Raw genomic sequence first — 20,058 nt, forward strand, 5'->3', positions numbered from 1 at the left:
GAGAAGCCCATGCTGTCGAGACGGCACCTCGTAGCCGCGGCCCTGCTCCTTGTTGGCGCGATGGCCGTCCCGGCGCATGCGGCGACGATTCAGGTCGTGATGGAGAACCTTGTGGTCTCGCCGGCCGAAATTTCGGCAAAGGTCGGCGACACCATCGAATGGGTCAACAAGGACGTGTTCGTTCACACGGCAACCGCGCGCAATGGCGATTTCGACGTGATGATGCCGGCGAAAAAGACCGTAACCTCGGTGCTGAAGAAGCCGGGCACGATCGAATATTACTGCCGCTTCCATCCCAACATGAAGGCTGTACTTGTTGTCGCACCTTAACCCGGCATGGCCCGCCCCGGAAAACGGCAGTAGCGGAGCACGTGCCGCCGCGCTATGGATGCCCGGCTTTTCACCGGGAGAACTGTATGAGCATCCAGCGTTTTGAGACCGGCCCGCGCATGAGCCAGGTCGTCGTTCACGGCAACACCGTCTATCTCGCGGGCGTCGTCGCCAACAAGTCGGCCGGCGGCAGCGTGACCGACCAGACCAAAGAGATCCTGTCGATCATCGACGGCCATCTGGCAAAGGCCGGCAGCGACAAGTCAAAACTGCTTTCGGCCAACATCTATATCACCGACATGAAGACGTTCCAGGAGATGAACGCGGTGTGGGATGGCTGGGTGTCGGCGGGCAATACGCCGGCCCGCGCCACGGTCGAAGCCAAGCTGGCGGCGCCGCAATACAACGTCGAGATCATGGTGGTCGCGGCGAAGTAATTTTTGGACGCCGTGGCGCCCTCCGTGGGTGCCGCGGCGCTTCCACGGCAGCGCCGTGGCTGGTAGTCTCTTCCGAAAAGAAGACCGGGAGGACACCATGAAGGCAAGCGCAGCCTTCAACAATTTTGCCATCAACGACATCACGCCGGCCGTGCTGGCGATCGGACGGACGACGTTCCCGCAGGCGCTGATCTCGGCGTTGCGGCGCGTGGCCGATGTCGGCCATTGCATGGTGTTTTCTTTCGAGGGCGAGCGTTCGGCCTGCCTGCTCGATGCCGGCAACATTCCGACCGGGCGCGATCTCGGCATCGCCTATGCCGGGCACTTTCATCAATCCGACCCGAACCGCGACGCGATTTTTGCCGGGCATGGCGAGGCGGCGCCCGTGCTGCTGCCGACATTTGCGCGCCGCGCCTACAGCGACAGTTACCGAAAGATCTTTTTCGACGACTCCGACATCGTCGACAAGTTCGCCACCGCAATCTGGGTCGACGACACCTGCTTCTATGTGAATTTCTACCGGATCACCGCGCAGGGCCGCTTCACGCCCGAGCAAATTCGCCGCCTTTCCGCGGTGGCGCCGGCGGTGAGCGCCGCGGTGGCGCGGCATTTCCAGCTCGATGCCACGGCGGACGGCGATCCGATGGGCCGGCTCAAGACGCTGTTTGCGACCGGCCAGCCGCTGGCGCTGCTGACCGGACGCGAGAAGGAGGTGTGCCTGCGCATCCTCTCCGGCCTTTCCTCCGAGGCGATCGCGGCCGAGCTCGGCATCAGCCTGCATTCGGCGCTGACCTACCGCAAGCGTGCCTATGAAAGGCTCGGCATCTCCTCGCAGAACGAGCTCTTTGGCATCGTGCTGCGCCTGATGGCCTCGCGCAGCCTGAATTGAACGGGCGCTGTCCCCAGCGGTGGGGACAGACCGGCGCTGGCCGCCCGGCTATGTTCGCTGGAGAGCCCCGAGGATTCGCCCGTGAGCACCGCGCCCCGCATCGACATCGATCCCGCCGCATTCTGGCAGGACCCCTACCCCATGCTGGCCCGCTTCCGCAAGGAAGCGCCGATCGTCTCCGTGCCGCAGCTCGGCTCAACGCTGCTGTGCAGCCGCGATGACATCTTCGTCTCGGAGAAGCAGGTCGACGTGTTCTCGTCGCACCAGCCGCAGGGGCTGATGAACAGGCTGATGGGCCACAACATGATGCGCAAGGACGGCGAAGCGCACATGGACGAGCGCAAGGCGATCTTTCCGGCGATCTCGCCGAAGACGGTGAAGACGCACTGGACCGCGCAGTTTCAGGCGCATGCCGACCGCATCATGGACCAACTCGAGCCGGTGCCATCAATCGATTTCGTGCAGGCCTTTGCGCTGCCGTTCTCGGCCGAATGCCTGAAGTCGATCACCGGGCTCACCAACATGCGCTTCCAGGACATGAACGCCTGGTCGCAAGGCATGATCGACGGCATCGCCAATTATGCCGGCGACCCCGCGGTGGAAGCGCGCTGCAACGCCGCGACCTCAGGCATTGATGCGGCGATCGACGACATGCTGCCGGTGCTGTCGAAGAAGCCCGACCTCAGCCTGCTCGGGGTGATGCTGCAATCTGGCATGCCGATGGAGAGCGTGCGCGCCAATATCAAGCTGTCGATATCCGGCGGCCAGAACGAGCCGCGCGATGCGATCGCCGGCACGGTGTGGGCGCTGCTGACGCATCCCGACCAGCTCGAACTGGCGCGGAGCGGCGCCATCTCGTGGATGCAGGCGTTCGAGGAATACGCCCGCTGGATCTCGCCGATCGGCATGTCGCCGCGGCGGATCGCAAGGCCCTGGAAGATCCGCGATGTCGAGTTCGAGCCGGAAGAGCGCGTGTTCCTGATGTTCGGCTCCGCCAACCGCGACGAGAAGCACTTTGCCAATGCGGAAGCCTTTGACGTGCGGCGCGATACCAGCAAGAGCATCGCCTTCGGCGCCGGTCCGCACTTCTGCGCCGGCGCCTGGGCCTCGCGCGCGATGGTCGCCGACGTCGCGCTGCCCACGATCTTTGCGCGGCTGCAAAACCTGCGGCTGGCCGCGCCGCCGCGCATCGGCGGCTGGGCCTTTCGCGGGCTGATCGATCTGCCGGTGTCTTGGGACGTTTGCCGCATCGCGGGGGCGGCCTGACTCAAAAAGTCGAAAACAACCCCATGGACAGTAGGACCGGCGGCGCGGCCTCGATCGGCCGAATTTAGCGCTCAAGCCGATTTCGTCTGCAATATCAAAGACAAGCGCAGCGCCACCGCGGCCTGCCAGACCGGATAGAGCACCGAGGTCTGATCGAGCCCGAGCGCGCTGTCGAGCGCCAGCAGCGGCCCGAACACAGCCCCCGTCATCAGCATCGGCCACCAAGCCGCCGCCTTGCGCGGCCCCGCCGGCAGGAACGCGATCCCCAGCGCCATCACCGCTGACCCGACCAGCCCGCCGGAAAGCCCGGCGAGGATGTTGCGCATCACCGAAACCGCGCCTTTGGCCTGCCCGTCGATGAACACGGCCGCGTTCACCGCGGCAACAAACGCAATCATGGTGACGACCGCCGCCACCAGCGCCGCCCAGACCGGATTGGCGCTGCACCGGCGGACCACGAAAAACACCAGCACCGCGAAGGGCGCCGCGACCAGCGCCAGCCGAAACATCCCCGGCGCGCCGGTAAGCTTGTCGACCAGGAGCGGCGTCAGCGGCGTGAGGATGCCGGAGACGAGGCCGCCGATGGCGATCTTGAGGAGGCTGCTTCCGGAGGTGTCAGCGGTGAGCATGGCAGTCAACTGCACCTGACGAACGAAGCGCGTATCCGAGTCAATACTTGCGCTCTGGCGGATGATGCCGAAACCCTAAATCATCCCGCTGAGAAAGAGTACGAACGAAATGGAATTTTCGATGACTGAGCACTATTGCATCGCAATAAAATAGCGAGACGGAAACGCATTGGCTAAAACCCGCAACTGCTCGAATACCAACTTGGAAAGGCGAGCAATCACATGTTCTGGGCCTTGGCACAGCGCCTCGTTACATGCCTATACTCCAGCGAATCAAGCTCGCCGAGCCCGCCAAACACCGCCGCATGACTCTAATACATCCAGAACGTCACATCCTGGTGATGCCCAGCGACGAGCTTGAAAAGTTCGCCCGCGAGTGGGCTCTCCTCAAAAAGGGTTACTTTGGTGTCGAGCGCTTTTCCGGCCCCGGCGACATGGGACGCGATGTCGTTGGGTACCTTACCAAGGCAAAGCATGAGGGCGACTGGCACAACTACCAGTGCAAGCAATACGGCAAAGCGGTTCCCCTTGGGTCAGGACTCGGCGAACTGGGAAAAATTCTTTACTTCGCGCACGAAGGCAAATTTACCGCTCCCACGAAATACTTTTTCGTCGCGCCAAAGGGTGTCGTGCGCCCCCTGCGTGAATATATTTCGAAGCCTAGCCAACTCAAAAAGGTGCTTATCGACACGTGGGATAACTACTGCGCAAAAACCATCACGAAGACAGCAGTTGTCGTTCTCACGCCTTCGCTGAAGACGTTCATCGAAGCGTGGGACTTCTCCTGCGTCTCTGTCATTTCGGTCGACGATATGCTGGGCGATCCCGCTGGCAAAATTATTATGGCGAAACGGTTCAAGGAGAATCCCGAACCCGCTCCGAAGGGAGTTGTCCCGATCGATCTTGAAGACCGCGAAATGCCTTACGTTCGCCAACTATTGGACGCATACGGGGAACGGGACTCGTGCGCCTACGCGGATCACCGCGAGGTGAAAGATCACGACGATCACGGCCCGCATCTTTCGATGCAACGCGAGCGGTTCTTCGATGCCGACGCTTTCACGCGTTTTTATCGCGACAACACGATGAGCGAGGAAATCGATTTACTTCGCGATGACATCTATCATGGTGTCACCGATACACACACCGCAAAGCACGATGACTCACTTGCGCGAGCAAATGCGGTGATGTCCCAAGCCGCGAACATTCAGCCTTCTGGGGTGTTATCGAGACACGCACGCGTTCCAGTAAAACAAGGCATCTGTCACCATTTCGCCAACGAAGGGAAACTTAAATGGCGAAAGAAGTAGCTATTGCCGAGCCATCCGAATCGGTTCCTCTTTTCAACAGCACCTTAGAAACTGGCGTGCGCGCTGTCGTGGTTCTCGACGCGCTGCATCCTCGCGCCTTCGATCTCGCACATTTGACGTGGTTCGATCATCTCGTTGTTCACACGCGTGACATCGGTGGGCCGCACAGCCTGCACCCGGACATTCCGCAGCGGACAGGAGAGTTGCTTGTTCGCCGCAGGCTTGTGGAGGACGGAATAAAGCTTATGCGGCGTCTGCACATGATCGAGGCAAACGTCGACAAGAGCGGAATTACCTATCGTGCGAGCGAAGATGCATCCGCGTTTGTGGAGGCGCTACGCACGGAGTATTCGATTGAGTTGAAGGAATGCGCCGCCTGGCTCGCATCGTTCGTGGGGCGCACCTCTGACTCAGATCTTGCTGGATTGATCTCCGCCCGAATTGGCCGCTGGGCAGTAGAATTCCAAGGAGAAGCGGGCACCCCGAGCACCACATGACACAAGCACCACGCATAACTCTCTCGGGTCTCACTTTTACGGGCGAAGGACAGCAACCCGCTGGCGTGTCATTCGGCCCCGAGCTAAACGTGCTTTGGGGCGCATCGAACACAGGCAAATCGTTCACCGTCAAAACGGTCGATTTTATGCTCGGCGGTGGAAGCGCATTGCCGGATATCGCCGAACGCGATGGGTACAACCAAGCATGGCTTAACCTCACACTCCCGAAATCCGGCGACGTGACATTTATGCGCGCATTAGCCGGAGGTGCCTTTGAGCTGCTACCCGGCAGCGTGTTTGAAGCCGATCCCAAGCGGAAGGATCGTCGAAAGCTCTCGGGAAAGCATAACGCTGCCAAACCCGACAACATGTCCCAGTTTCTGCTGAACGAACTGGGCTTGTCTGCAAGGTCTATCGCACAAGATTCGTATGGCAAGAAGCGATCGCTCAGCTTTCGCGATCTCGTCCGATATTGCCTTATCGACGAGACCGCGATCCAAAGCGAGACTTCGCCCGTTGAATCCGGTCAAGTGATTGGCATCACCGAAGAGCACAGTGTTTTGAAGCTGATGCTAACCGGTCAGGATGACAGCGCGGTCGTAACTGTGACCGACAGGAAGACGTTCAGGACCTCGACAACAGCCAAGATCGAAGTGATCGATGAGTTGCTGAAATCGGTGAATGACGAGTTGGAAGCCGACTTTCCCGACGCGGAAGGATTGGAAGAGCAAAGTGCGAAGCTGGAGCAATCCTGGGCAGAGGCACAGAACGAAGCTCAAGCGGCGCAAGAATCCATTCGTGAAAAACTTCAAGTGAAGAATAGATTGGCGCGCGAAATCTTCCAGGCGACGCAGCGGCAAGGTGAGATCCAGCTGAATTTCGGGCGCTTTGAGCAGCTTGAGGATGTTTACGCGTCCGACATTAAGCGACTAGAATCCATTGAAGAGGCTGGCTTCCTGTTGTCCCTGTCCGGGGATCAGCCGTGTCCCTTATGTGGCGCGTCACCTGACGATCAAGCCCATTCGCATGGAATGGACGACATTAAGCGGGCGCGCGCAGGTGCAAACGCAGAAATCTCCAAGATCAAAAAACAGCGATCCGAGCTGCAGTTCACCATTCAAAACATGAACAACGAAGGCTTGCAGCTAGGGAGGTCTCTCAAGGAGCTCGAAGACGAATTGCAGCTAATTGAGACTGACTTATCGCGGATGGCTCCAAGCGCCTCGGCAAGCAAGAAGCGGCTCGACGAAGTTCTAGAGGTGCGTGATCGCGTAAAGCGCGGCCTCGATCTTCTGCAGCAACGGGCATCACTAACCGAAAGGAAAGAGGCGCTTGCCAAAGCAAAGCCCTTAACGAAAGCCGACAAGCCAATACTGGGCGCGCCCGGGACCGTGATGGACGATTTTGCGCAAACCGTTAGCAAGGTGCTTACGGAATGGCAGTTTCCTGGCCAGCGTCGCGTCTCGTTCGATGAGGGCGCCTACGATTTACGTATCGATGGCAAGCTTCGACGCGACAACGGCAAAGGTGTACGCGCAGTCACGCATTCCGCATTCAAGGTTGCATTGCTTATGTTTTGCCGAGAGCGCAATCTTCCCCATCCTGGCTTCATTATCTTGGACACGCCGCTGCTCACCTATCGCGATCCGCTAAAGAACAAAAAGGACGGTGCATTAAGCGCCGATGAGCAAGCACTCCGAAACACATCACTGAAGGACTTCTTTTTCGAACATTTGGCCGAAGTAGCCAAAGTCGGCCAGATCATCGTCGTCGAAAATGTCGATCTGCCCACAAATCTTAGTTCGGTTGCGCGCGTCGAAACCTTCACAGGTGATCCGTCTACCGGACGGTTCGGGCTATTCCCGCAGCGGACGAACTAAGCCCGCAGGGCGAATTCGAGCCGAAGGCATCATCCGCCATCATCTCATTTGTCGGCGGGCTATGCCTTCAACGAACCTCCCGCGATTCTACAGAAGTTCTGTGAACTCCTCCACGGTCAGGCCGGTCTGTCGAATGATCGAGCGCAGCGTGCCGGGTTTCAAGTCTCGCCCGGCATGAACAGGAACAGTCACTGTTCGCGTCGGGTCTCCGGGATAGACAAGAACGTGATGACTGCCGACAATCCGATTGACGACAAAACCCGTTCTCGTGAGTGCCTGGATAACGCGCTTACCGCTGACGGCAGGCAGCCGTCCACCGACCATGTCAGGCGGCTACCGTGACGTGGCGAATTTCGGGTTGAGCGTCGGACGGAGGCGCCATTCCTTGTTCGCGCCGATATTCGAGGATTGCGCGGATGGCCTCCTCGGCGTTGGCGAGCGCTTCCTGTTCGGTGTCGCCCTCGGTCACGACCTCGGGCAAGGCCGGGACAAGCACGGTAAAACCACCGCCTTCCTGCGGCTCAAGAATGACGGAATAGCTGTAGCTTGCCGCCATGATGTGGCTCCTGTTGCCCACGGCAATTGAACGGAAACAACGCCATTTACCGTATCAAATCAATTGCGCCGGTCAAATCAATGAGCGCCGGAGACGCGCCTTGATTCAGAAGGCGTATTGGAGCGGGCGAAGGGAATCGAACCCTCGTATGCAGCTTGGGAAGCTGCCGTTCTACCATTGAACTACGCCCGCGTTCGCCTCTCCTGATTAGCCGAGACGGTGCGATCCGCCAAGCGGGATCGCAAACGAAAGCCGTCCGGGGCGGGTTAAAATGCCATCACGGTTGATACAGCCGGCCGGTTGCGCCTTCCGGGCACGGTGAACGTATCGCGCCTTTTGGCCTCCCTTTGCCCGAGGGTTCATTCCCCCGACTGCGCGGCCGGCAACAGTGGCTGAACCTTGCAGCACTCTCACGGCACTACACAGGAGTTGGACGTGATCATGCTGCGTACCGCGCTCATCCTGACCGGGCTCACGGCTTTCTCGTTGCAGGCGTTCGCCGGCGGGCCGGTCTACACCTATCGCCACGAGCTGCCGCCCGCGATTGCCAGATTGCATAGCTGCATTGGGCCGCACCAGCGCACCTTGCGTGATCCCGAGCCATGGCATGTGGGGAAACGGCGCATGTTCCGGGTTGGATGCCCGGAGAATGCGCCTGACATCAACCGCCTGCCGCATCGCGATGACACCGGTCATGTTCGCAAGCCGGACGATGATCCCGATCACTTCCAGAGCATGGTCTACTATCTCGCCGACGACGCGCGCGGCCGTCATGCAAGGCGGCTCGTGCTGCCTTATCCGCGCGCCGACGGGACGATGCTGATGACCGATGCTTTCGACGAGGAGCTCGACATCGGCTGGTCGTCGCGCGCAAACACCAGCCTTGCCAGCGGGCTCGCCTACCTCGATCTCACCGGCACCGCAATCCAGCCGCCGGGCGAGTTCATGGTCGCTACGCGGATCGTGCCGGTCGATCGGCCCGAGATCAAGAACGTCTTCGCCATGTGGCGCGTCAGGAAAGACAAGGCCGAGCTGATTTACTGGGCAGAGACCCGGGAGACGCTTCCGAAGGACGCACCGTCGCACCAATCGCCGCCCTATGAGATCGTGCTCGACAAGCGGCCGGGGAGGTAAAAGGCTTGTGCCGCCGGCGAGCGGCCCGGTCGCGCCGACCATTGATCGAGTGCATGGCAGGCAATCATCTCCGCAGGTTCCGTCACTCGTGCAAGCGCACCTCGGGCGCGTCACAGAATGATGGGCGGCGGTTTGCAGCCATCGACCAACGGGTGGATGACCCAGTCGTTCGCCGGGTCGTCCCGGTTACCGCCGTCTTCGGCGTCCTGCGCGCCCTTCAGCATTCCGCACCAGAACTCGCGGAAGCGCACCACATTGTCCACGGTGTCGAGCGTGAACTGTAGCTGAGTGTCTTCGTCGGTGTAGACGAAGCCTTTCCAGCCGTCCGCGGGCAAGTGGCCGATGACCTGGCAAGCCATGACAGGGTGGATCTCATTCCAACCCTCATGGCCCGAGTCATAAATCCAGCTGCCGGCGACCACGACGATGGCGCCTCCGTCGAGCGACCCGGGGTTCACTCCCACGTCGAGAGGCGTCCCCGAGCCGGGCTGGCCCTTCGACCCGAAGATCCCTTTCCCGAAGATCAGAAGCAGCCCCAGGATGATGGAGACGATCCAGAAGCCCGGGATGAGGAGCGCTGCCAACAACGTCGCGACGATTCCGTAGAGCGCATTGAGCCGGTCGTGGATGCCGCTCCCCTCGAACTCGCAGTGCAGGAACTTGACGTACTTGCGATCCGGATAGTGCTTGTTGATGTTCAGTATCTCAGGGTTTTCAGCGACGAGGTGGCCCTGGGGTGCCTTCCAATACTCCTCCTCCGGCTCCGAGTCCGTGAGCGGCCCGGGCGCCAGCCAAAGGTTCATCGTGTAGTCGTCGTCGCCGTACTTCTCGCCCCAGGAAGGATCGGATTGGCCATGGCTCTTGACCGCCCCGATGATGGCGCAGTTTCTGTCGTCCGGCCCCAGGCAGATCAGTCGACCGTGCAGATACCACAGCAACACGGAAATCCAGACCGTCAGGAACGCCAGGACCGCGATAATGGCAACCGGACCTCCGGCGATCGTGATGATGGCGAACGCAGCGAAGCCGACCGACAGGGCGAACAAGACCAGTTGCGCGTAGCCGAGCAGGTGGGTGCCGAAGTCGAGAACGTAGTGCTCGGGCTCGATGCAGGTGGTGTATTTCTTGAAGGCCATGGTTATGCCTTGGTCACGTAAACGGTCACACCACCGGCGTAGACGCCGTTGTCCATGACCGCGTGGAGGTTGAAAGCCTTCTGGCCGGTGAACCCCGCCGGCGGCGTGATGGCGACGGTAACGTCCACTTCGTCGCCAGGGTGCAACGTGACGGCGGGCGGGGTGAACGCGACGGTCCAATCCGGGGGCACGGGATGGTTGGCTCGGTTGTGGAGGGCTTGCACCTCCTTCCACTTCTGCACGTTATCCTGGCGCCTGGTCGGGCGCGCGCCGCAATCGGCCAGCTCCGGCAAGGTGTAGGTGTCCGCTTCCATCCGATAGGAGCGCTGCTTCTCGTCCTGGTTGCGGAGCTGGAACGTGAACGTGGCCGGCGAAGTGGCGGCGACCACGTTTACATTGTTCTGCCCGACGTTGTTGTTCGGATTTGCGTCGTCCACCCACTGGAACGCCACGACGATGCAGTAGTGGCCGGTGGGAGGGGTCGTCCAAAGTATGCGGGCGACGGCCGGATGCTGAGTGCCCCCCTTCACACCCAGGTTCACGACCCTCGAACCGATGGCGGTCGCGACGGTGGTCACACCGAAAGTCAGGAACGAAAAGTCGACGTTCAAGCCGACGATCGGCGCGTCGTAGGAGTTGTTCCGGATGGTCGCCCGGATCTCGTACTCGGTATTGGGGAGCAGCTCGCCCTCGGAGACCTGGACGCCGTTCTTGAAAAGGGCGATGTCCGGGTTGTCCCACGTCACCGCAAGCCCAAGACTGAGAAGGTACTTCTGAGAGTAGATTACCGGGTCGGGCCGGTGGAACGACGGGTGGTCCACCGAGGCGCACCCCGTGTTCGTCGTGTTCGTTTCGGAGTGAGGAGGTTTGGGCCGGAAGAGCTTCCTCAAGAACTCGAGGATGAGCCGGACGATGTCGATGAGCGCGACTACCCAGTCGTAGGCGATCCCCTTCAGGAGCTTGAGAAAGAGCTCAAGCAGGAATCGCAGCAGCTTCACGGGTCTACCGGCTGGACCCCTCGTGACCGCACGAGGCGCCCGTATAGCGAAAGGAGAAACCGAGCGATGAAAGAGCTTCCCTGCATGTAGAACACCGGTCGTTGCGGATCAGGTGTTAGACCGAACCTTGTGCGGAAAGACGAGAGACTGGAGAAAGCTCAAGACACACCAGACCGCCAGGAATGCGAGACATTCGAGCGTGAAGCTTTTGAACTTGAAGAAAAACTCCGCAATCGCGAACGCGATCAGGAACGGCACCGCCTCTTGCTTCGCGGCGACACGGACGCCCAGGTCCTTGATAAGTGAGAACACGAGCTCGCCCCTCAGTTGAAACAACTTGAGCTCAGCACGTACCATCCTACACCAGCTAAACGGGAAAGCAAGACGGTGATATCGTGGGATCGCTGGAATAAGTGTGGTGCAGATATCGGGGTATGCTGTGGCCAGCAGCGAAACCAGAGCTGGATGACTTTTCTTCGAATAGTCATCCCCTCTATCTTTTTGTTTGAGCATGATCCCTCGGGTCGAGCCCGACGGCAGGCTTTTCGGAAAACCGGTATCCACCCCGCATCAAGTGCGGGGCAGGCTTTTTCCGGATCATGCTCTGATCAGTCCGTCGGCACGAGCCGTTTGTCCCACTGCGCCGCAAGCTTCCTGATCTGATCGAAATTCAGGATCGCCGGTTTGCCCTTGCGGACGATGGTGGTCCGCTTGCGTTCCTTGGGCAGCAACGTCATCGCGCGCGAAACTGCCGCGCGCAGTTTCATCGAGCCGTGATTTTTGAGGGTGACGAACTCTTCGGGGTCAAGGGCCATGGGTCCACGCCTACACTTACCGGCTGGCCCGCAAAGCCAGCACACGCGCCCCGACTGCCCAACCATCCGGATAACCCAACATGGTTAATAAATGGTTACCGTTCGGCTCGGCCTTCCTTAATTGGCGCGCTCCTGTCGGTCATTCGGTCCCGGCCGCCCGCCAGCGCACAGGGCTCTCGCATATGAGCGAGGACTCGATGAGGCGACTTCGTTGTGGCCATCCTTCGAGACGCCCGCCTTTGGCGGGCTCCTCAGGATGAGGTCTTGTTTCGCAGTAAAATCCTAGGACCCTCATGGTGAGGAGCGCCGCTTGCGGCGCGTCTCGAGCCATGAAGGCCGGGCTCGCTCACACGCTCATGGGCCATATGCGATGGCCCTGTGCCAGCCCACGACAGCAGGAGTGCATTCGCTCGTGGCGCCTGCTATGGCCAGGCCGGGTGAGCTGAAGCGGATTCGACCGACGGATTTGCACAAAGCAGGCGCTTGCGAATGGCCGTTTCAATGAGCGCGAGCGCTTCCTCGGCCTGCCGCGCTTCGGCTTCAGCGGCTTCGGCGCGAAGCTCTATCGCCGTCAACTTGTGCTTCTGAGCTTCAATACAGGACTGGGCCTGTTCCAGCGCCCGGCACGCATCCTGTAGCCTGCGCTCGGTGGTAACGATAAGTTCCTGCTGTGCCCGCTCGGCGGCTTCCGCCCGCATCTCGGCAAGCCGCAATCTTTCCAGGGCGTTCGTGCAGAGCGACTGGGCACGGGCTTCCGTCTCGCGGGCGTGCTTCTCCATGCCGCGGAAGACATCGGCCGCTTGATAGACCAGATCGAGAGCCGTCGCTCCCTTGTCCGGTGCCAGCGATGAGGGAAAGCGCAGGACGGCCTCATCCCCTCCAACTGACGCTCTGGACGTACGCTGCGCCATGTCGTTCAAGCCCGTCGCGAACACTCAACACACGAACATATCATGAATGGTTATGGTTAACGGATGGTTAAACGAGGCGAAGGCGCCCCAGCGCGTTCGCGATTTTGCGGAAATCAGCGCGCGAATTTGTAGTAGGCGAACGCCGCCGACGTGACCGTCAGCAATGCCGAAGCAATCCAGATCGGCCCCAGCACAAAGATGGCTATCGCGCCCTGCCCACAGGCACCGCATGCAACCCAGAACAATACCGGAAAAAAACACAGCAGGACGACGACGGCACATCCTGCGCCGAGCCAAACTCCTCTCGACCCCCATCGCGCACCAAACAGCCATGGCACGGCGGGAAAGCCGAATGACAGAACAACCAGGAGATTCATCAGAACGTCGAACATGATCTCTGCCCGATTGGCTTTTCAGATGGCGCTCCAACCCACCTAAAATGCCGCCAGCCAAACTCTCGATGTGACTGCCAAAGCCGGCTCTTGGTCGTTAACACGAGGCAGATCGTTCAAACTCATACGAGACGGCGCGATCCGCCCAGCGGCTTCGCAATTGACAGCCGTCCGGGCTGGGTTAACATCACATCACGGTTGATACGGCCGGCCGGTTGCGCCTTCGGGTACGGTGAACGTATCGAGCCTTTTGGCTTTCCTTTGCCCGAGCGACCGGGTCAGCAACGCAACCACCTGACGCATCTGGTTCGCTCCCAAGCAAAGGACGCTACCCATGCGCGATTTTCGCGATGCCAAGGCTATGGCGCAGACGCTGCGCCACTCTCTCGTCCAGAAGTCCCTGACCATCAGCCACAGCGAGAGCCTGGAGCTGGTTTCAAAAATGCTCGGCGCGGCTGACTGGAATACGCTGTCCGCGCTGATCCAGGCCGGTCGGCGCGAAGGCGCGGCGCTGCCGGCCGCCGCACCTGTCGTGCCGGGGCGCTACCCGGCCATTCCGCTGCGCGATTTCGTGCCCTTCCCGACCGGCGTCTATCCGCTGTTCGCGGGCCGGCCGAGGACCATGCGCGCGCTCGAACATGCCTTCGAGCAGGGGCGTGAAGTCGTCGTTGCGATCCAGCGGGATGCTGCGATCGACGAGCCGACGACCGAGGATTTTTACGAAGTCGGCGTGATGGCGCGGCTGCTGCATCTGCTTCCGCTGCCCGACGGCACGTCGAAGGTGCTGGCGGAAGCGGAGCGGCGCGTCACGATCCACCGCTTCCTCAGCGAGGGCGACGCCTACCAGGCCGACATCGGCGACATCACTGAGGCGCAAGTCGCGGATGCACCCGAGCTGATCCGCCGCGCGCTCGAGCGGTTCAAGGTTTATATCGAGGCGCGCGGCATCAAGTCGCCATGGACCTGGCCTTCGCTGCACCAATTGCGCGATCCCGGTCTGTTGGCCGATGTCATCGGGCCGCACATCGCGGTCTCGCTGGCAGACCGGCAGATGCTGCTGGCAACGCTCGATCCGGTGGCGCGGCTGGAGAAGGTGGAGTCGATGCTGGCGGCTTAAGCGCTGTCCTTTTGTTTGAGCATGATCTCCGCGCAAACGCTTCGCGTTTGTCGCGAGGGAAAACCGGTGCCCACTTTGCGCTAACGCGGCCCTTCGGGTCCGGATCATGCTCGCGCAAAGCGTTGCGCGCGATGCGACCAATGGCCGGGCGGCACATCGTCGCATCGCGAGTTCGAATCTGAACGTACGTTCAAGGACTTATCGGTCATTTAATGTTGGCGGGCGGAACGTGCGCTGGCCTCTATCCGTTGTCGCGGCACAACTGAATTGGAGTGCACACCATGAAGAAGACGATGATCGCGTTGGCCATTGGCGCCGCTGCCTTGATGGGCGGTTCGGCCGCGAATGCGGCAGGCGCAGATGCGGCGAAATCGACGAGCGCAAAGCCGACAACCGAAGCGAGCCGGTCGACCGATATCAGCGCGCAGCGACGGCATCATCACTGGCGACACCACCACGGCATGCATCGCCATCACCACTTCCACCGGCACGGCTATTACCGGCCCTACGCGCCGCGCTACTACAACAGCTACGGCTATTACGGGCGGCCCTACGGCTACTACGGCGGCGGCCCCGGCATCTCGTTCAGCTTCGGCACCGGCGGCTATCGCTGGTAACGACGACAGGAAGCCCGCAGCGATGCGGGCTTTTTGTTTGGCGGATTCGTAGGGCGGGTTAGCCGCAGGCGTAACCCGCCGCGGCGGCAAGAAAGGTGGGTTATGCCTCCGGCTAACCCACCCTACTCTTCTCCGCCCGCGCCGTGCCGGCGCCGCCACACCCAGCCGGCATCCTTAACCGAATATGAAGATTCCGGATGCGCCGGTTTATGACAGTGTTATGATCTCCGCCGGGGTTGGGTGGCGTCATGTCGGGGTATGGGTACACGGTTTTTGACACCGCAATCGGCCGATGCGGCATCGCATGGGGCGTATCCGGCATTGTCGGCGTGCAGCTTCCCGAGGCGCGCGAGATCGATACCCGCCGCCGGCTGTACCGGCTCTATCCCGAGGCGCGCGAGCAGCGGCCGCCGCTGAACACCGAAATCGCCATCGAAGGCATCGCAGCGCTGCTGCGCGGCGGCGACGCGGACTTTTCCGACGTGGCGCTCGACGTCTCCGGCATTCCGAACTTCAACCAGCGCGTCTACCAGTTCACCCGCACCATTCCGCGCGGCGAGACGCGCACCTATGACGAAGTCGCAAGCGGCGTGCGCGTGCCGGGCGCGGTCCATTCGGTGGCGCAGGCGATCGGCCGCAATCCCTTCATGATCATCGTGCCCTGCCACCGCGTGCTGGAAGCCGGCAATTACGCCGACAAGATCTCGCCCTATGGCGGGGTGATCTCCAAGCGCCGGCTGCTCACGATCGAGGGCGCGCATCCCACCATGAGCAAGACCCTGTTCGAGGTGCTGTTGCCGCCCGTTGCACCGCCACGGCCGCATAATTAAATTCGCGGTATGCACCGCAGGACGCTGCTCGAGCGCGACCATATTGCCGTGACCGAATTCCGCTGCACCGCGGGACCGGGCTCAAAGCCGTTTGCGGAAGCGTTTCCCGCCCATTCGATCTCCTATGTGCGCAAGGGCAGTTTTGGCTGCCGTTGCCGCGGCCGCTTCCATGAGCTGGTCGCGGGCTCGATCCTGGTCGGCTATCCCGGCGACGAATATGTCTGCACGCACGACCATGTCTGCGGCGACGAATGCCTGTCGTTTTTCATTGGACCCGAGCTGGTCGAGACCATCGGGGACGCCAGCGCGATCTGGCGGGTCGGCGCGGTGCCGCCGCTGCCGGAATTGATGGTGCTGGCCGAGCTCGCGCAGACGGCGGCAGATGGCAACAGCGATATCGGCCTCGACGAGGTCGCCCACGCCTTTGCCGGCCGCTTTGTCGAAGCGGTGTCCGGGCGCAAGACCAAGGCGCCGACCGCGGGCCTGCGCGACCGCCGCCGGGCGGTGGAGACCGCGCTGTGGGTCGATGCCAATTCGCATCGCGACATTGCGCTGGACGATGCCGCCAAGCAAGCCGGCATCAGCGCGTATCATTTCCTGCGGCTGTTCTCCGATGTGCTCGGCGTCACCCCGCATCAATATCTGGTGCGCTCGCGGCTGCGCCACGCGGCGCGGCGGCTGGCCGACGACGACAGCCCGATCACCGATATCGCCTATGACGTCGGCTTTGCCGACCTCTCCAATTTCGTGCGCACGTTCCATCGCGCCGCCGGCACCTCGCCGCTGAAGTTCCGGCAGGCGTCAAAAGGGATGCGCAAGATTTTCCAAGAACGGCTCGCGCTGAACTGACTAAGGTCGCTCCAGTACCCCGCGCAATTGTCGCGCGCTTGCAACTGGAGAGCTTCATGTACGATCACATCGGACTTCGCGTCGGCAATCTCGACGCCAGCATTCGTTTCTATACGGCGGCCCTCGCCCCGCTCGGCTTCGAGCTGTGCTCGCGCGATGATTCCGGCGCGGGTTTCGGGCCGAAAGGCGCACCGGCGCTCTGGCTGCACCTGCACAAGGGCGGGAAGGCGGCCGGCGCCCATGTCGCCTTCCGCGGCAGGAATCATGACGCGGTGAAGAAATTCCATGCCGAAGGATTGAAGGCCGGCGGCCGCGACAATGGCGGCGCCGGACCACGCGCCGATTACAGTCCGACGTATTATGCGGCGTTCCTGATCGACCCTGACGGCAACAATGTCGAGGCGGTTTGCACCTGATTTGCTCCGCTCTCACCTCCGTCATTGTGAGGAGCACTTGCGACGAAGCAATCCAGCTTTCTTCGTGTGGCAAAGCTGGATTGCTTCGCGGAACCTGTCATCGGGCGCGCATTCGCGCGACCCGTTGGCTCGCAATGACGGGGCTGGCAACGTCACTCCTACAGAAAGAGCTTCTCATGGCTTCCATCCACAAGGACATCATCATCGACGCGCCGCCCTCCGCGGTCTGGGACGCGCTGCGCGATTTCGGCGCGCTGCATACACGGCTGGTGCCCGGCTTCGTAACCGACACAAAACTCGACGGCGATGCCCGTATCGTCACCTTTTCCAACGGCACGGTGGCGCGCGAGGTGCTGGTGGATTGCGACGACACGCGGCAACGGCTGGTCTACGCCGTCAAGAGCGAGCGGCTGACGCAGCACAGCGCATCAGTGCAGGTGTTTGCCGAGGCCGACGGACGCAGCCGCCTGGTGTGGATCGTCGACGTGCTGCCGAATGAGGTGGCGCCCTATATGAATGCGCAGATGGATCTGGGCGCCGCTGCCATGCAGAAGGCGCTCGGCCGCGGCGCTGCATAAAAGCTCTATTTTTTGCAAGCATGATCTCCTTCGGAAAACCGGTATCCACTTTCCGGATCATGCTCGAGTGTGATTTTTCTCACAGAAGGCCGGCCGTGCCTTCCTTAAGCCTTGCCCGGTGCGTCCCGACTGCGCCGCCTTCCGCGGCGCGGCGCACGGGGAGTTTTGCCATGACCGGTGCCGACAAGGTGGTGTGCCAGGCCGCCACGCTGCTGTTGCTGTTTACGCTGAGCTCGATGCCCGCAAAAGCCCAGTTCGCCGGTTTTGGCGGCGGAGGCGGCGGCGAAGACATGATGACCCAGATGGCGCCGATGCTGGAGATGATGAAGGCGAAGATGGGCAAGCGCCGCTTCGCCATGATGATGCAGACCATGGGGCCGATGATGAGCCGCATGATGGAAGGCGGTGGCGGCGGTTTCGGCGGCATGATGGGTGGCGGCATGGGTGGCTTTGGCGGCGGCGGAATGCCGGTCGACATCGGCGCCATGAGTGGCGGAATGGGCGGCATGGGCGGAATGATTCCCGGCGGCTATGGCGGCATGATCCCCGGCGGCATGGGCGGTTTCGGCGGCGGCGACATCATGGGCATGATGGGGGGCATGGGCGGCGGCGAGATGATGGCCATGATCCCGCAACTGATGCGGATGGTGAACATGGGCGGCGGCCGAGTTGGGCGACGGCACAAGCGGCGGTAGTTCTCCCATCAATGCGAGCCAACGGGTCGCGCGAATGCGCGCCCGATGACAGGCTCCGCGAAGCAATCCAGCTTTCCCCACGGGGATAGATGGATTGCTTCGTCGCTTCGCTCCTCGCAATGACGGTCCTACAACAACGCCGGCCGGACTTTCACGTTACCTCGCTTCGGACCCCAGCGCGTCAGGATCACGCTGGCGCAGGACAGCAGGCCCAGCAGCGCCATCGAGCTCGCCGTCAGCACGAAAAAGTCCTGCGCGGTCGCATCGTGCGCCAGTAGCCAAAAACCGCCGGCGACGATGAAGACCAGCCGCGCGGTCTGCGCCAGCACGGGGCCGAGCACCTTGGCCGCGCCCTGCGAGGAAAAATACATCGCGGTCGCAAGGCCCAGGAAGGCGTACATCGGCGCGGCCGTCGACAAATACTGCCGGCTGGTCGCGCGCACGCTCGCGTCATCGGTGAAAATGGCGATCCAGACATCCGGAAAGACCGCAAAGGCGGTTGCGAATATGCCGACCGATGCGAATCCGACAAGACCGGCGATCCAGGCGATCCGCCGCGCCCGCGCGATTTTCCCGGCGCCGACGGCCATGCCGATCATCGGCACCGAGGCGATGCCGACCGCAAAGGCGATCGACGTCAGCATGAATTCGAGCCGCGCGCCAATGCCGTAGCCGGCGAGGATCGCGGTGCCGAAGCCGGCCAGCATGTGGGTGAAGATGCTGATGGTCAGCACCGATTGCAGCGGCGAGAAGCAGGCGATCGCGCCGACCTTCAAAATGTCGATGAACATCGCCCATTGAATTTTCAGGCCTCTGATCTTCGGCACCACGCGCGCACGGCCGGAGAAGAAAAAATACCAGACCATGATGGAGATGCTGATGGTGTAGGCGATCAGCGATCCCGCCGCGACGCCGCGCATGCCGAACGAGGGAATCGGCCCGAGCCCGAGAGCGAGCGTGCCGCCCAGGATGATCTGGCAGATCGCGGAGGACAGCATCAGCGAGGACGGCAGCTTCATGTTGCCGGTGCCGCGCAAAATGCCGGACATCGTGTTCATCAGCCAGGGAATGACGGCGCCGCCAAAGAAGATTTGCGTATACGAGATCGCCAGCGCCAGCACATTGCCGCGGCCGCCGAGCAGTTCGAGCAATCTTGGGCCGAAGATCAGCATGCCCAGCATAAAGACGAGACCGAAACCGATGCCGACCAGCAACGCGTGCGAGGCCAGCATCGCGGCGCGATCCCTGTCGCCGGCCCCGAGCGCGCGCGCAATCGAAGACGCGACAGCCCCGCCCATGGCGCCGCCGGACATCGTCATGGTGAGGATCACGGTAGGAAACACCAGCGCCATCGCGGCGAGGGCTTCCACGCCGAGCCGGCCGATATAGGAAGTCTCCGCGATGACGACGCAGGTGCCGGCGGTGAGCGCGATCACATTCGGCCAGGCAAGCCAGAGCAGCGTCGGCAGGATCGGCCCGTCCAGCAGCGCGTTCTGCACCGGCGGCGGCGGTGGCGGCAGCGGGCGTTCTTCCTCGTCGACGGGTATTTCGGCAACGCCGATGTCGGACATTTCTGCTCCCGCGCGCGCAGTCTTCGGTGCCGCGCCGCGGGGTGTCTAGCACGGCAGGTGTCGATTCCACGTGCGGAAACCGCAATGGGGGCCTGCGGGATTGCCTCACGCTCCACCTCTCCCCGCACGCGGCAGGGCTATCGCATATGAGCGAGGACTCGATGAGGCGACTTCGTTGTGGCCATCCTTCGAGACGCCCGCCTTT

Annotated in this window: 25 protein-coding genes and 1 tRNA gene; 15 read left to right on the forward strand and 11 right to left on the reverse strand. The window is 61.7% G+C overall.

Features of this window, described 5'->3' with window-relative positions; translation table 11 throughout:
• Nucleotides 1–9 precede the first annotated feature (9 nt).
• From JQ628_RS09455 to JQ628_RS09470, 4 genes are all read left to right on the forward strand, one after another.
• The gene (locus JQ628_RS09455; RefSeq protein ID WP_212222157.1) at nucleotides 10–330 is read left to right on the forward strand and encodes a cupredoxin domain-containing protein; all 321 of its coding nucleotides are present in this window, start codon (nucleotides 10–12) and stop codon (nucleotides 328–330) included.
• Nucleotides 331–416: 86 nt separating this feature from the next.
• Complete coding sequence (locus JQ628_RS09460; RefSeq protein WP_212222159.1) at nucleotides 417–767, forward strand: RidA family protein; 351 nt, start codon at nucleotides 417–419, stop codon at nucleotides 765–767.
• Nucleotides 768–864: 97 nt separating this feature from the next.
• A complete protein-coding gene (locus tag JQ628_RS09465; RefSeq protein ID WP_212222161.1) occupies nucleotides 865–1,656 on the forward strand; it encodes a helix-turn-helix transcriptional regulator in 792 nt (263 codons plus the stop codon).
• Between the two features lie 81 nt (nucleotides 1,657–1,737).
• The gene (locus JQ628_RS09470; RefSeq protein ID WP_212222163.1) at nucleotides 1,738–2,922 is read left to right on the forward strand and encodes a cytochrome P450; all 1,185 of its coding nucleotides are present in this window, start codon (nucleotides 1,738–1,740) and stop codon (nucleotides 2,920–2,922) included.
• Nucleotides 2,923–2,993: 71 nt separating this feature from the next.
• Here JQ628_RS09470 and JQ628_RS09475 read toward each other — a convergent pair whose 3' ends face one another.
• A complete protein-coding gene (locus tag JQ628_RS09475; RefSeq protein ID WP_212222165.1) occupies nucleotides 2,994–3,551 on the reverse strand; it encodes a hypothetical protein in 558 nt (185 codons plus the stop codon).
• Between the two features lie 254 nt (nucleotides 3,552–3,805).
• Between JQ628_RS09475 and JQ628_RS09480 the strand changes: the two genes are divergently transcribed.
• From JQ628_RS09480 to JQ628_RS09490, 3 genes are read left to right on the forward strand one after another with little or no spacing between them, the layout of a single operon-like run.
• Entirely contained in the window at nucleotides 3,806–4,861 is a 1,056-nt protein-coding gene (locus JQ628_RS09480; RefSeq protein ID WP_212222167.1) for an ABC-three component system protein, read from the forward strand.
• On the forward strand, nucleotides 4,846–5,358 hold the full coding sequence (locus JQ628_RS09485) for an ABC-three component system middle component 2 (RefSeq protein ID WP_212222168.1): 513 nt from the start codon (nucleotides 4,846–4,848) through the stop codon (nucleotides 5,356–5,358). Before JQ628_RS09480 ends, JQ628_RS09485 begins: the two co-directional genes overlap by 16 nt.
• Nucleotides 5,355–7,238 (forward strand): hypothetical protein, encoded by a 1,884-nt coding sequence (locus JQ628_RS09490; RefSeq protein WP_212222170.1) that lies wholly within the window; start codon nucleotides 5,355–5,357, stop codon nucleotides 7,236–7,238. The genes JQ628_RS09485 and JQ628_RS09490 overlap by 4 nt, the downstream gene beginning before the upstream one ends.
• Nucleotides 7,239–7,325: 87 nt before the next feature.
• On the opposite strand, the gene JQ628_RS09495 is transcribed toward JQ628_RS09490, so the two are convergent.
• The 3 genes from JQ628_RS09495 to JQ628_RS09505 form a co-directional block, all read right to left on the reverse strand.
• Nucleotides 7,326–7,562, reverse strand: coding sequence for a type II toxin-antitoxin system HicA family toxin (locus JQ628_RS09495; protein ID WP_212222172.1), 237 nt, complete (start codon nucleotides 7,560–7,562; stop codon nucleotides 7,326–7,328).
• A gap of 1 nt (nucleotide 7,563) precedes the next feature.
• Entirely contained in the window at nucleotides 7,564–7,794 is a 231-nt protein-coding gene (locus JQ628_RS09500; protein ID WP_212222174.1) for a type II toxin-antitoxin system HicB family antitoxin, read from the reverse strand.
• 118 nt (nucleotides 7,795–7,912) lie between these two features.
• A tRNA-Gly gene (locus JQ628_RS09505) sits at nucleotides 7,913–7,986 on the reverse strand.
• 243 nt (nucleotides 7,987–8,229) lie between these two features.
• On the opposite strand from JQ628_RS09505, the gene JQ628_RS09510 reads away from it, so the two are divergent.
• On the forward strand, nucleotides 8,230–8,928 hold the full coding sequence (locus JQ628_RS09510; protein WP_212222176.1) for a hypothetical protein: 699 nt from the start codon (nucleotides 8,230–8,232) through the stop codon (nucleotides 8,926–8,928).
• A gap of 110 nt (nucleotides 8,929–9,038) precedes the next feature.
• Here the strand turns inward: JQ628_RS09510 and JQ628_RS09515 are convergent, their stop codons facing one another.
• From JQ628_RS09515 to JQ628_RS09540, 6 genes are all read right to left on the reverse strand, one after another.
• Nucleotides 9,039–10,064 carry a hypothetical protein gene (locus JQ628_RS09515; protein ID WP_212222178.1) on the reverse strand — a complete coding sequence of 342 codons (1,026 nt, stop codon included), beginning with the start codon at nucleotides 10,062–10,064 and terminating at the stop codon, nucleotides 9,039–9,041.
• Between the two features lie 2 nt (nucleotides 10,065–10,066).
• Nucleotides 10,067–11,062 carry an Fn3-like domain-containing protein gene (locus JQ628_RS09520; RefSeq protein ID WP_212222180.1) on the reverse strand — a complete coding sequence of 332 codons (996 nt, stop codon included), beginning with the start codon at nucleotides 11,060–11,062 and terminating at the stop codon, nucleotides 10,067–10,069.
• Nucleotides 11,063–11,170: 108 nt separating this feature from the next.
• Complete coding sequence (locus tag JQ628_RS09525; protein ID WP_212222182.1) at nucleotides 11,171–11,575, reverse strand: hypothetical protein; 405 nt, start codon at nucleotides 11,573–11,575, stop codon at nucleotides 11,171–11,173.
• 95 nt (nucleotides 11,576–11,670) lie between these two features.
• On the reverse strand, nucleotides 11,671–11,877 hold the full coding sequence (locus JQ628_RS09530; protein ID WP_212222184.1) for a hypothetical protein: 207 nt from the start codon (nucleotides 11,875–11,877) through the stop codon (nucleotides 11,671–11,673).
• A gap of 422 nt (nucleotides 11,878–12,299) precedes the next feature.
• Nucleotides 12,300–12,788 carry a hypothetical protein gene (locus JQ628_RS09535; RefSeq protein ID WP_212222259.1) on the reverse strand — a complete coding sequence of 163 codons (489 nt, stop codon included), beginning with the start codon at nucleotides 12,786–12,788 and terminating at the stop codon, nucleotides 12,300–12,302.
• 113 nt (nucleotides 12,789–12,901) lie between these two features.
• Nucleotides 12,902–13,180 (reverse strand): hypothetical protein, encoded by a 279-nt coding sequence (locus tag JQ628_RS09540; RefSeq protein WP_212222186.1) that lies wholly within the window; start codon nucleotides 13,178–13,180, stop codon nucleotides 12,902–12,904.
• 334 nt (nucleotides 13,181–13,514) lie between these two features.
• Between JQ628_RS09540 and JQ628_RS09545 the strand changes: the two genes are divergently transcribed.
• The 7 genes from JQ628_RS09545 (at nucleotide 13,515) to JQ628_RS09575 (ending at nucleotide 18,282) form a co-directional block, all read left to right on the forward strand.
• On the forward strand, nucleotides 13,515–14,297 hold the full coding sequence (locus tag JQ628_RS09545; RefSeq protein WP_212222188.1) for an LON peptidase substrate-binding domain-containing protein: 783 nt from the start codon (nucleotides 13,515–13,517) through the stop codon (nucleotides 14,295–14,297).
• A 281-nt stretch (nucleotides 14,298–14,578) separates the two neighbouring features.
• Nucleotides 14,579–14,914, forward strand: coding sequence for a hypothetical protein (locus JQ628_RS09550; RefSeq protein WP_212222190.1), 336 nt, complete (start codon nucleotides 14,579–14,581; stop codon nucleotides 14,912–14,914).
• 248 nt (nucleotides 14,915–15,162) lie between these two features.
• Nucleotides 15,163–15,744 (forward strand): methylated-DNA--[protein]-cysteine S-methyltransferase, encoded by a 582-nt coding sequence (locus JQ628_RS09555; RefSeq protein WP_212222191.1) that lies wholly within the window; start codon nucleotides 15,163–15,165, stop codon nucleotides 15,742–15,744.
• 9 nt (nucleotides 15,745–15,753) lie between these two features.
• The gene (locus tag JQ628_RS09560) at nucleotides 15,754–16,593 is read left to right on the forward strand and encodes a helix-turn-helix transcriptional regulator (RefSeq protein WP_212222193.1); all 840 of its coding nucleotides are present in this window, start codon (nucleotides 15,754–15,756) and stop codon (nucleotides 16,591–16,593) included.
• 56 nt (nucleotides 16,594–16,649) lie between these two features.
• The gene (locus JQ628_RS09565; protein ID WP_212222195.1) at nucleotides 16,650–17,009 is read left to right on the forward strand and encodes a VOC family protein; all 360 of its coding nucleotides are present in this window, start codon (nucleotides 16,650–16,652) and stop codon (nucleotides 17,007–17,009) included.
• A gap of 176 nt (nucleotides 17,010–17,185) precedes the next feature.
• Nucleotides 17,186–17,587 carry an SRPBCC family protein gene (locus JQ628_RS09570; RefSeq protein WP_212222197.1) on the forward strand — a complete coding sequence of 134 codons (402 nt, stop codon included), beginning with the start codon at nucleotides 17,186–17,188 and terminating at the stop codon, nucleotides 17,585–17,587.
• A 170-nt stretch (nucleotides 17,588–17,757) separates the two neighbouring features.
• Nucleotides 17,758–18,282, forward strand: coding sequence for a hypothetical protein (locus JQ628_RS09575; protein ID WP_212222198.1), 525 nt, complete (start codon nucleotides 17,758–17,760; stop codon nucleotides 18,280–18,282).
• A 128-nt stretch (nucleotides 18,283–18,410) separates the two neighbouring features.
• On the opposite strand, the gene JQ628_RS09580 is transcribed toward JQ628_RS09575, so the two are convergent.
• Nucleotides 18,411–19,853 carry an MATE family efflux transporter gene (locus JQ628_RS09580; protein ID WP_212222200.1) on the reverse strand — a complete coding sequence of 481 codons (1,443 nt, stop codon included), beginning with the start codon at nucleotides 19,851–19,853 and terminating at the stop codon, nucleotides 18,411–18,413.
• Nucleotides 19,854–20,058: the final 205 nt, after the last annotated feature.

Origin of the sequence: Bradyrhizobium lablabi, assembly GCF_018129385.1 — a bacterium.
GTDB classification, from domain to species: domain Bacteria; phylum Pseudomonadota; class Alphaproteobacteria; order Rhizobiales; family Xanthobacteraceae; genus Bradyrhizobium; species Bradyrhizobium lablabi_C.

Excerpts from the sequence above, each read along its gene's own strand:
- JQ628_RS09455 (WP_212222157.1), top strand. The coding sequence starts at position 10 with ATGCTGTCGAGACGGCACCTCGTAGCCGCGGCCCTGCTCCTTGTTGGC.
- JQ628_RS09460 (WP_212222159.1), top strand. The coding sequence starts at position 417 with ATGAGCATCCAGCGTTTTGAGACCGGCCCGCGCATGAGCCAGGTCGTC.
- JQ628_RS09465 (WP_212222161.1), top strand. The coding sequence starts at position 865 with ATGAAGGCAAGCGCAGCCTTCAACAATTTTGCCATCAACGACATCACG.
- JQ628_RS09475 (WP_212222165.1), bottom strand. The coding sequence starts at position 3,551 with ATGCTCACCGCTGACACCTCCGGAAGCAGCCTCCTCAAGATCGCCATC.
- JQ628_RS09480 (WP_212222167.1), top strand. The coding sequence starts at position 3,806 with ATGCCTATACTCCAGCGAATCAAGCTCGCCGAGCCCGCCAAACACCGC.
- JQ628_RS09485 (WP_212222168.1), top strand. The coding sequence starts at position 4,846 with ATGGCGAAAGAAGTAGCTATTGCCGAGCCATCCGAATCGGTTCCTCTT.
- JQ628_RS09490 (WP_212222170.1), top strand. The coding sequence starts at position 5,355 with ATGACACAAGCACCACGCATAACTCTCTCGGGTCTCACTTTTACGGGC.
- JQ628_RS09495 (WP_212222172.1), bottom strand. The coding sequence starts at position 7,562 with ATGGTCGGTGGACGGCTGCCTGCCGTCAGCGGTAAGCGCGTTATCCAG.
- JQ628_RS09500 (WP_212222174.1), bottom strand. The coding sequence starts at position 7,794 with ATGGCGGCAAGCTACAGCTATTCCGTCATTCTTGAGCCGCAGGAAGGC.
- JQ628_RS09515 (WP_212222178.1), bottom strand. The coding sequence starts at position 10,064 with ATGGCCTTCAAGAAATACACCACCTGCATCGAGCCCGAGCACTACGTT.
- JQ628_RS09525 (WP_212222182.1), bottom strand. The coding sequence starts at position 11,575 with ATGCTCAAACAAAAAGATAGAGGGGATGACTATTCGAAGAAAAGTCAT.
- JQ628_RS09530 (WP_212222184.1), bottom strand. The coding sequence starts at position 11,877 with ATGGCCCTTGACCCCGAAGAGTTCGTCACCCTCAAAAATCACGGCTCG.
- JQ628_RS09535 (WP_212222259.1), bottom strand. The coding sequence starts at position 12,788 with ATGGCGCAGCGTACGTCCAGAGCGTCAGTTGGAGGGGATGAGGCCGTC.
- JQ628_RS09540 (WP_212222186.1), bottom strand. The coding sequence starts at position 13,180 with ATGTTCGACGTTCTGATGAATCTCCTGGTTGTTCTGTCATTCGGCTTT.
- JQ628_RS09545 (WP_212222188.1), top strand. The coding sequence starts at position 13,515 with ATGCGCGATTTTCGCGATGCCAAGGCTATGGCGCAGACGCTGCGCCAC.
- JQ628_RS09550 (WP_212222190.1), top strand. The coding sequence starts at position 14,579 with ATGAAGAAGACGATGATCGCGTTGGCCATTGGCGCCGCTGCCTTGATG.
- JQ628_RS09555 (WP_212222191.1), top strand. The coding sequence starts at position 15,163 with ATGTCGGGGTATGGGTACACGGTTTTTGACACCGCAATCGGCCGATGC.
- JQ628_RS09560 (WP_212222193.1), top strand. The coding sequence starts at position 15,754 with ATGCACCGCAGGACGCTGCTCGAGCGCGACCATATTGCCGTGACCGAA.
- JQ628_RS09565 (WP_212222195.1), top strand. The coding sequence starts at position 16,650 with ATGTACGATCACATCGGACTTCGCGTCGGCAATCTCGACGCCAGCATT.
- JQ628_RS09570 (WP_212222197.1), top strand. The coding sequence starts at position 17,186 with ATGGCTTCCATCCACAAGGACATCATCATCGACGCGCCGCCCTCCGCG.
- JQ628_RS09575 (WP_212222198.1), top strand. The coding sequence starts at position 17,758 with ATGACCGGTGCCGACAAGGTGGTGTGCCAGGCCGCCACGCTGCTGTTG.
- JQ628_RS09580 (WP_212222200.1), bottom strand. The coding sequence starts at position 19,853 with ATGTCCGACATCGGCGTTGCCGAAATACCCGTCGACGAGGAAGAACGC.